Source organism: Streptomyces sp. SID5469 (assembly GCF_009862865.1).
In the GTDB taxonomy this organism is placed as follows: domain Bacteria; phylum Actinomycetota; class Actinomycetes; order Streptomycetales; family Streptomycetaceae; genus Streptomyces; species Streptomyces avermitilis.
The window spans coordinates 532,982-543,705 of sequence record NZ_WWIN01000001.1 but is presented as its reverse complement, the minus strand read 5'-3'; the positions used below and the strand labels follow the sequence as shown (position 1 = coordinate 543,705).

Genomic DNA, 10,724 nt, shown 5'->3' with positions numbered 1-10,724 from the left:
GTGGCGAACGAGGACAAGCTCCGCCATTTCCTGAAGCGAGTCACCGCAGATCTCCAGGAGACCCGGCGGCGCCTTCGTGACTACGAGGACGCCGCCGGGGAGCCGGTGGCCATCATCGGGATGAGCTGCCGCTACCCGGGAGGGGTCGACTCGCCCGAGGATCTGTGGGAGTTGGTCGCAGGCGGCCGCGACGCCGTCTCGGAGTTCCCCGCCGACCGCGGCTGGGACCTGGACGCCCTCTACGACCCGGACCCGGAGTCCCGCGGGACCAGCTACGCCCGCGAGGGCGCGTTCCTGCGCGACCTCGCGCGGTTCGACGCCGGCCTCTTCGGGATCTCGCCCCGCGAGGCGCTCGCGATGGACCCCCAGCAACGGCTGCTGCTGGAGACGTCGTGGGAGCTCTTCGAGCGGGCCGGAATCGATGCCGCCTCGCTGGCGGGGAGCAGGACCGGCGTGTTCGCCGGCGTGATGAACCACGAGTTCCTCGCCGCCCTCCAGAACTCCCCGCAGGACCTGGAGGGTTACCTGGGGACGGGCACCTCGGGCAGCGTCGCCTCCGGCCGCGTGGCCTACACCTTCGGCCTCGAAGGCCCGGCCGTCACGGTCGACACGGCCTGCTCGTCGTCCCTGGTGGCCCTGCACCTGGCCGTCCAGTCGCTGCGCAACGGCGAGTGCTCGCTGGCCGTGGCGGGCGGTGTCACCGCGATGGTCGGCCCCGCCACCTTCGTCGGCTTCAGCCGCCAGCGCGGACTGGCACCCGACGGCCGCTGCAAGCCGTTCGCGGCCGGTGCCGACGGCACCGGCTGGGGCGAGGGCGCCGGCCTGCTGCTCGTGGAGCGCCTCTCGGACGCCCGCCGCAACGGGCACGAGGTCCTTGCGGTCGTCCGGGGCTCCGCCGTCAACCAGGACGGCGCGTCCAACGGCCTGACCGCCCCCAACGGCCCCTCCCAGCAGCGGGTGATCCGCCAGGCCCTGGCCGCCGCCCAGCTGACCACCGCACAGGTCGACGCGGTGGAGGCGCACGGCACGGGCACCCGGCTGGGCGACCCGATCGAGGCGCAGGCGCTGCTCGCGACGTACGGGCAGGGCCGTCCCGACGACAAGCCGCTGTGGCTGGGCTCGATCAAGTCCAACATCGGCCACACCCAGGCCGCAGCCGGCGTGGCGGGCATCATCAAGATGGTCATGGCCATGCGCCACGGCGAACTGCCGCGCACGCTGCACGTCGACGCGCCGTCCGTGCACGTCGACTGGACGGCGGGTGCCGTACGGCTGCTCACCGAGCGCACGCCCTGGTCGGCGTCGGACCAGCCGCGCCGGGCCGGTATCTCCTCCTTCGGGATCAGCGGCACCAACGCGCACACGATCATCGAGGAAGCCCCGTCGGCCGAAGCGTTCGCACAGGACACCGGGGCCCCGGAAGGGCCGGAGGAAGGCGCGGAGAGCGCCGAGCCCGTCGCCTCGGAGGCGGCGCGCCCGGCCGCGGGCGGACCGGTGCCGTGGGTGATCTCCGGCAGGACCGAGGAGGCCCTGCGCGCACAGGCCGAACGCCTGCTGTCCCGCACGGACGCCGAAGTCCCCCCGCTCGACGTGGCGTTCTCGCTCGCCACGACGCGCACGGCCCTGGAGCACCGCGCGGTGCTCCAGGGTGAGACGCCGGCGGAACTCGCCGAGGGGCTGCGGGCCGTGGCCTCCGGCTCCCCGGCCCGGGGCGTCGCGCGCGGTCTCTCCGGCACCGGTGGTCGCGTCGGCTTCCTCTTCTCCGGTCAGGGTTCGCAACGCCTGGGCATGGGGCGTGAGTTGTACGCGTCCTACCCGGCGTTCGCCGCCGCGTACGACGAGGTCTGCGCGCAGCTGGACGCCGTGGTCGACGTCGACTCGGAAGAACTGCACCGCACCGGTGCCGCCCAGCCCGCACTTTTCGCGGTCGAGGTGGCGCTGTTCCGGCTCCTGGAATCGTGGGGGATCCGGGCGGACTATGTGGCCGGTCACTCCGTCGGAGAGCTGGCCGCCGCACATGTGGCCGGGGTGCTGTCGCTCGACGACGCCGCGAAGCTGGTGTCCGCCCGCGCCCGCCTCATGCAGGCCCTGCCCGCCGGCGGGGCGATGGTCGCTGTCCAGGCGACCGAGGACGAGGTGCTGCCGCACCTCACCGACGCCGTCGGCATCGCGGCGATCAACGGGCCGCGGTCCGTCGTGGTGTCCGGAGCCGAGGACGCGGTCACCGCGATCGCGGAGGCCTTCCGGCAGCAGGGCCGCAAGTCCTCCCGGCTGAAGGTCAGCCACGCGTTCCACTCGCCGCTGATGGACCCCATCCTGGAGGAGTTCGCGGAGGTCGTCCGCAGTCTGACGTTCCACCGGCCGCAGATCCCGGTGGTCTCCAACCTCACCGGCCGCCTGGCCGAGCCCTACACCCCCCAGTACTGGGTCCGGCACGTCCGCGAAGCGGTCCGCTTCGCGGACGGCGTCCGGACTCTGAACGACCTGGGTGTGACCACGTTCGTCGAGATCGGTCCGGGGGGCGTGCTGAGCGCCCTCGCCGAGGGCTGCCTGGACGACGACGTGGTCACCGTGCCCGCCCTGCGCGCCGACCGTCCCGAGCGGGTCGCACTCGTCGCCGCCGTCTCCGAACTGCACGCGCACGGCGTCTCCCCGGACTGGCACGCCTTCTTCCCCGGCGCCCGCCGCGTCGACCTGCCCACCTACGCCTTCCAGTACGAGCGCTACTGGCTCGACGCCTCACCAGCCGCTCCCGGTGGCGTCCGCGCCGCCGGCCTTGGCTCGGCCGACCACCCGCTGCTGGGCGCCGCCGTATCCCTGGCCGGCGGCGACGAGCGGCTGCTGACCGGCCGGCTGTCCCTGCGCACGCACCCGTGGCTGAGCGACCACGCCGTGCTCGGAACCGCGCTGCTGCCGGGCACCGCGTTCGTCGAACTGGCCGTGCGCGCCGCCGACGAAGCCGGCTGCGCATTACTGGAGGACCTCACCCTCGAAGCGCCCCTGGTGGTGCCCGAGCAGGGCGGCGTCGCGGTTCAGGTGTGGGTCGGCGCGGTCGACGGCACCGGCCGCAGGCCGCTGACCGTGCACTCGCGCCCCGAGGACGACTCCGACCTGCCGTGGGTCCGCCACGCGACCGGCTTCGTCACCGAAGGGAGCGAAGAGGCCGGCGCCGCGGCCGCCGACCGGACGCTCACGGCGTGGCCGCCGACGGGCTCCGAGCCGGTCGACCTCGACGGCTTCTACGACCGGCTGGCCGCCCTCGGCCTGGCCTACGGACCGGCGTTCCGTGGACTGCGGAGCGCCTGGCGCACGGGCGAGGACGTCTTCGCGGAAGTCGCCCTCCCCGACGGCACGGACACCGGTTCCTTCCTCCTGCACCCGGCTCTGCTCGACGCGGCACTGCACGCGATCGGCGCGGGCGGTGCGGACGGCTCCCTCGTTGCCGAGGCGGACGGGCCGCTCCTGCCGTTCGCCTGGTCCCGCGTGTCCGTGCGCGCCACGGGCGCGTCCACCCTACGGGTCAGGCTGGCACCGGCCGGTACGGACGCGGTGTCCCTGCTGGTGGCCGACGGCGCGGGCGAGCCGGTGGCGTCCGTCGAGTCGCTGACACTGCGCGCGGTGTCGGCCGAGCGGCTGCGCAAGCGCTCCGGTGACGCGATGTTCACCGTCGAGCGGGCGCCGCTGACCCTGCCCTCCGACGACGCGGACGGGACGGCGGTGGCGTACGTCCCGGACCTCGCCGCTCTGGCTGAGGCCGACGGGCCGTCGCAGCCGGACGTGGTCGTGGTCCCGTGCCCCGACGGCCCGGAAGGGGCGACCGAGGCCGAGCGGGTCCGTGCGGTCAGCACCGACGTGCTGCGGCTGGTTCAGCGCTGGTTCGCCGAGGACCGGACGCCGCGCCTCGTGCTGATGGCGCGCTGTGACGACCTCGCGCACGCCGCCGCGGGCGGACTGGTCCGCTCGGCCCAGGCGGAGAACCCCGGCCGGATCGTGCTGCTCGAAACCGACCGCCCGGACGAGGCGGCCGCGCTCGTGCCCGGCGTCGTGCTGTCCGGCGAACCCCACGTCGTCGTCCGCGAAGGGGAGGTCAGCGCACCGCGCCTGGCCCGCGCCGCCTCCCTGGCAACGGAGGACGCGGTCACCGGCCGCGCGGACGAAGCTGCCTCGGCCCTCGTCGAGGGCGCTGCCTCCCGCCTCGGCACCGTGCTGCTCACCGGCGCCGCTGGCGCGCTGGGCAAAACCCTCGCTCGTCACCTGGTGACCGGACACGGCGTGCGCCGGCTGCTGCTCGTCAGCCGCCGTGGCGCGGACGCCCCGGGTGCAGCCGACCTGAAGGCCGAACTCGCGGCGCTCGGCGCCGAAGCGACGTGGGCCGCCTGCGACCTCGCCGAACGGGACGCCCTCGCCCGGCTGCTGGCCGCCACCCCGGTCGACTCGGTTGTGCACACCGCCGGCGTGCTCGACGACGGCGTGATCGCCGCGCTGACCCCGGAGCGCGTGGGCGCGGTCCTCGCGCCCAAGGCCGACGCCGTGCTCAACCTGGACGAGCTCACCGGCCCGAGCACGACGTTCGTGCTGTTCTCCTCCGCAGCGGGCGTCTTCGGCAACCCCGGCCAGGGCAACTACGCCGCGGCCAACGCCTTCCTCGACGCCTTCGCCCGGCACCGCCACGCCCAGGGACGGCCCACGGTCTCGCTGGCGTGGGGCCTGTGGGAGCAGGAGGGCGCCATGGCCGACGCCCTCGACGAGGCGGGCAGGTCGCGGATGGCGCGTTCCGGCGTCCTGCCGCTGCCCACCGAGGACGGCCTGCGGCTGTTCGACGCGGCGCTCGCCTCCAACGAGCCCGTACTCGTGCCCGTCCGCCTCGACACCGCCGCCTTGCGCAACCGGGCGGCAGAAACCGTACCGGCCCTGCTGCGTGGACTCGTCCGCGTCTCCCTACGCGGCACGGCCCAGCGCGCCGCCGCCGGATCCCTGGCCGAACGCCTCGCCGGTCTGGCCGCCGACGAGCGCGACGAGGCCCTCCTGGAACTGGTCCGGGGCGAGGTCGCCGCCGTGCTCGGTCACTCCTCGTCCCGGGCCGTCCAGCCCACGTACGCCTTCCAGGACCTCGGCTTCGACTCGCTGACGGCCGTGGAGCTGCGCAACCGGCTCGCCACGGCCACCGGCCTGCGCCTGCCCGCCACCCTCGTCTTCGACCACCCCACCCCCGCCGCCCTCGCCCGGCACATCGGCACCGAACTCCTCGGCGAGGCCCCCGCGGTCACGGCCAGGGCCGCGGCGCGGCAGACCGCGACCGCCGCCGACGAGCCGATCGCCATCGTCGGCATGAGTTGTCGCCTCCCGGGCGGGGTCCGCTCGCCGGAGGACCTGTGGCGGCTGGTGGCCTCCGGCCGGGACGGCATCACCCGGTTCCCGGACAACCGCGGCTGGGACGTCGACGGGCTCTACGACCCCGACCCCGAGCGCCTCGGCAAGACGTACGCGCGCGACGGCGGCTTCCTGCACGAGGCGGCCGAGTTCGACGCCGGCTTCTTCGGCATCAGCCCCCGCGAGGCCCTGGCGATGGACCCGCAGCAGCGGTTGCTGCTGGAGGCGTCCTGGGAGGCGTTCGAACGCGCCGGGATCGACCCGGCGACCATCCGGGGCAGCCGTACCGGCGTCTTCACCGGCCTGATGTACCACGACTACGGCCAGGGCCCGCGCCAACTGCCCGAGGGCGTCGAGGGACTGCTCACCACCGGAGGCTCCGGCAGCGTCGCCTCCGGGCGCGTGTCCTACACCTTCGGCCTGGAGGGCCCGGCCGTCACGATCGACACGGCCTGCTCCTCGTCGCTCGTCGCCCTGCACCTGGCCGTCCAGTCGCTGCGCAACGGCGAGTGCACGATGGCGCTGGCCGGCGGCGTCACGGTCATGGCCGGCCCGACGGTTTTCGTGGAGTTCAGTCGGCAGCGCGGGTTGTCGCCCGACGGTCGGTGCAAGGCGTTCGCTGCCGGTGCGGACGGTACGGGCTGGGGCGAGGGAGTGGGCCTGTTGTTGGTGGAGCGGCTGTCGGACGCGGAGCGCAACGGTCACCGTGTGCTGGCGGTCGTGCGGGGCAGTGCGGTGAACCAGGACGGTGCGTCCAACGGTCTGACCGCGCCGAACGGTCCGGCGCAGCAGCGGGTGATCCGGCAGGCGCTGGCGTCCGCCGGGCTCAAGCCAGCCGATGTGGACGCGGTGGAGGCGCACGGTACGGGCACGACGCTTGGCGACCCGATCGAGGCGCAGGCGCTGCTCGCCACGTACGGCCAGGAGCGGCCCGCAGGACAGCCGCTGTGGCTGGGCTCGCTGAAGTCCAACATCGGCCACACGCAGGCCGCCGCGGGTGTCGCAGGTGTGATCAAGATGGTCATGGCCATGCGCCACGGAGTGCTCCCGCAGACCTTGCACGTCGACGAACCCACACCGCACGTGGACTGGTCGGCCGGTGACGTCCGGCTGCTGACGGAGGCCGTCGCATGGCCCGATTCGGACCGCCCGCGCCGTGCTGCCGTGTCGTCCTTCGGCGTCAGCGGCACCAACGCCCACACCATCATCGAACAGGCCCCCACGACCGAGGAACTGCCCCTGACGTCCGATTCCGGCGCGGCCGTTCCCTGGGTGCTCTCCGGCAGGACCGAAGCCGCGCTGCAGGCGCAGGCCGCCGGCCTCGTGTCCTTCCTGGACGACCACGACGGCGACAACGACAGGGACGACGTCGGCGAGGCGGCCTTCGCGGCCGACGTGGCGTACTCGCTGGCCACGACCAGGGCGGCCTTCGAACACCGCGCCGTGGTGGTCGGGCAGACCCTTCAGGAGCTCCGGCAGGGGCTGGCCGGTGTCGCCGGCGGTGCCACGCCGCCCGGCGTGGTGACCGGCACCGCACACACCGGCGGCAAGACCGTCTTCGTCTTCCCCGGGCAGGGGTCGCAGTGGGTGGGCATGGCCGCCAAACTGCTCGAGACCTCACCGGTCTTCCGCGACCGGATCGACGCCTGCGAGCGCGCCCTCGCGCCGCACGTGGACTGGTCGCTGACCGCGGTGCTGCGCGGCACGTCCGAGGTCGAGCAGGACCGGGTCGACGTGCTGCAGCCCGTGCTGTGGGCGATGACGGTCGCCCTCGCCGAGGTGTGGCGCTCCTTCGGAGTGACCCCCGACGCGGTCGTGGGGCACTCCCAGGGCGAGGTCTCCGCGGCGGTGATCGCCGGAGCGATCTCCCTGGAGGACGGAGCACGCGTCGTGGTGCGGCGCAGCCTTGCGGTCCGCGAACTCCAGGGCCGCGGCGCCATGGCCTCGGTGACGCTCCCGGACGAGAAGGCGCGGGAACTGGTCGGCCGGTGGACCGGCCGCCTCGGCATCGCCGCCGTGAACGGGCCCGCCACCGTTGTGGTCTCCGGGGACACCGACGCCCTCGACGAATTCCTCGCTCACTGCCAACAGGATGCCATCCAGGCCCGCAGGGTCGCCGTCGACTACGCCGCGCACTCGCCGCAGATCGAACGCGTCGAAGCGCAGGCGAGCGAGGGGTTCGCCGGCATCAGCCCGCTCCCCGGCTCCGTGCCCTTCTACTCCACGGTGACGGGCGGGAAGCTGGCCGCGGACGAGCTGGGCTCCGGCTACTGGTACCGCAACATGCGGCAGACGGTGCGGTTCCACGACGCGATCCGGGCCGCTCTGGCCGACGGGCACGACGTGTTCGTCGAAGTCAGCCCGCACCCCGTCCAGTTGGCGGGCATCCAGGATGCCATCGAGGCCGCCGACGCGGACGCCGCGGTCGTACCGACGCTGCGCCGCCGCGACGGCGGACGGAACCGGCTGATGCTGGCCCTGGCCCAGGCCCTTGTGCACGGCGTCGCCATCGACTGGGACGCCGTCCTGCCGGGCGCGCGCCGCGTCGACCTCCCGACCTACGCGTTTCAGCACGAGCGGTACTGGCTGGAGGCCGGCGCTCCGGCCGGTGACGTACGAGCGGCCGGGCTGGACGCCGCCGACCACCCGTTCCTGGGCGCGGCGGTGGAGTTGCCGGACGCCGGCGGCCACCTGCTCACCGGGCTGCTGTCCCTGCAAGCCCAGCCCTGGCTGGCCGACCACGCGGTGCTGGGCACGGTGCTGCTGCCGGGCACGGCCTTCGTGGAACTGGCTGCCCACGCCGCGGCCGAGACCGGCTGCGACCTGGTCGAGGAGCTCACCCTGCAGGCACCGCTGGTGCTGCCCGAGCACGGCGGTGTCGCGCTCCAGGTGCTCGTGGGCGCGCAGGACGACTCCGGCCGCCGCCCGTTGAGCGTGCACTCGCGAGCCGGGGACGACGGCCCGTGGATCCGCAACGCCACCGGCGTCCTCGCCGCCGGCGGAGCCCCCTCCGGCACCGACCTGAGCAACTGGCCCCCGGCCGACGCCCGGCCGGTGGACCTGGACGGCTTCTACGACCGCATGGCGGACCTCGGCCTGAGCTACGGCCCGCTCTTTCAGGGGCTGCGTGCCGCCTGGCGCGGCCACGACGCGGTCTACGCCGAACTCGCCGTCCCCGACCTGGCGCAGACGGACGCGTTCGGTGTGCACCCGGCCCTGCTCGACTCCGCGCTGCACGCGCTGGGCGCGGGCGGCCTCGTACCGGCTGCCGACGGGCCCCTGCTGCCCTTCGCGTGGTCCCGCGTCACGGTGCACGGAACCGGAGCGGCCGGCCTGCGGGTACGGCTCTCCCAGGTCGGCGGGGATGCGGTACGGCTGGAGGCCGCCGACGGCACGGGTCGTCCCGTCGTGTCGGTGGAGTCGCTGACGCTGCGCCCGGTGTCGGTCGAGCAACTGCGCCCGAGCTCCCGGGACTCCCTTTTCACCGTGCAGTGGGCACCGCTCGCCGCCACCGCTGACGCGCGGACACCAGTCGTACAGGCCTACGACGGCATCGCCGCCCTCCTCGCCGCCCCCACGGTGGAGACCGGGGCGCAGGCGGACACGGACGCCGTCGTCGTCCCCTGCCCCGGCGGGTCGGGTACCGATGTCGAGCGGGTCCGGAGCGTCCTCGCCGAAGTGCTCTGGCTGGTCCAGTGGTGGCAGGCCGAGGACCGGGCCGCCCGCCTGGTGCTGGTGACCCGGGGCGCGGTCGCCGCAGGCGACGAGTCGGCACAGGGCGACCCGGTGCAGGCGGCCGTGTGGGGCCTGGTCCGGTCGGCACAGTCGGAGAACCCGGACCGCATCGTCCTCCTCGACACCGAACAGAACGCCGACGTGGAGCAGGTCGCGGCGACGGTCGTCCCCCGGCTCGTCGCCTCCGAGGAGCCGCAGGCGGCACTGCGCGGCGACGCGCTCCTGCTGCCCCGGCTCGCCAGGGCCGCCGCCGACGCCCCGCGGGCCACCCCGGACTTCGGGACCGGCAGGGTGCTCCTGACCGGCGCGTCCGGTGCCCTGGGCGGACTCGTCGCCCGGCACCTGGTCGCCGAACACGGGTTGCGCAGCCTGCTGTTGATGAGCCGGCGCGGCGCGGACGCCGAGGGTGCGGCGGAGCTCCAGGAGGAACTGACCGCCGCGGGTGCCGAAGTGCTCTGGGCCGCCTGCGACGTGGCCGACCGGGACGCTCTCGCCGAGGTGCTGTCCGGCACGCCGGTGACGGCCGTGGTGCACACGGCCGGCGTCCTCGACGACGGCGTGATCGGTTCGCTTACGCCGGAGCGCATGGAGATGGTGCTGCGCCCCAAGGTCGACGCGGTGTTGAACCTGCACGAGCTGGCCGGTGACGTGTCGGCGTTCGTCCTCTTCTCCTCGCTCGCGGGCACGCTCGGCACCCCCGGCCAGGCCAACTACGCCGCGGCCAACGCCTTCCTGGACGCCTTCGCCCGGCGCCGCCGGGCCCAGGGTCTGCCCGCGGTGTCGTTGCCATGGGGCCTGTGGCAGCGCACCGGCACCATGACCGAGGACCTCGGCGGCGCCGACCGGACCCGGCTCGCCCGCGGCGGCGTGCTGCCGCTGTCCGACGAGGACGGCCTGGAACTCCTCGACGCCGCGCTCGCGCTGCAGGAGCCCCTGGTGGTGGCGGCACGGTTGGACCTCGCCGCCCTGCGGAACGCGACCGCCCCGGTGCCGCCGCTGCTCAGGGCGCTCGTCGGCGGCCGGCTGCGGCGCACGGACCGGGCGGCCGCGGTACCGCTGGCGCAGCGGATCGCGGGCCTGCCCGAGAGCGAGCGCGAAGAGGCCGTGCTGGACCTCGTCCGGTCCGAGGTCGCCGCCGTCCTCGGACACAGCTCGGCCAAGACCGTCCAGCCCGACCAGGCCTTCGGCGACCTGGGCTTCGACTCGCTGACCGCGGTGGAGCTCCGCAACCGGATGAACCAGGCCACGGGCCTGCGGCTGCCCGCGACGCTGGTCTTCGACCACCCGACGCCCGCGGTGCTCGCGCAGCGGGTGCTGAAAGACCTCCCCGGTGGTACGGCCGGGACGGCGCCGGTCTTCGACGAGCTCGACCGCCTCGGTGCCGCCCTCGACGGTGCCGGAGCGGACGGCATCGACAACATCACCCGAACCAAGATCAACATGCGTCTCCAGGCACTGCTCGCCCGCTGGAACGGGAACGAGCCGGCCGATCCGGGAGGCGCCGGCGGAGCCGAGGACGAAGACGACCTCAGCTCGGCGAGCGACGAGGAGCTGTACGAGCTCCTCGACGACGAACTCGGCATCTCCTGAACTGCGCAGCCAAAAGGGGGCGGGCGACA

The 10,724-nt window shown here is 74.3% G+C and carries 1 protein-coding gene; it reads left to right on the top strand.

The window, feature by feature from the left end:
• The gene (locus GTY58_RS02290) at positions 1-10,695 is read left to right on the top strand and encodes a type I polyketide synthase (RefSeq protein ID WP_010981855.1); all 10,695 of its coding nucleotides are present in this window, start codon (positions 1-3) and stop codon (positions 10,693-10,695) included.
• The last annotated feature ends 29 nt before the right edge of the window (positions 10,696-10,724 follow it).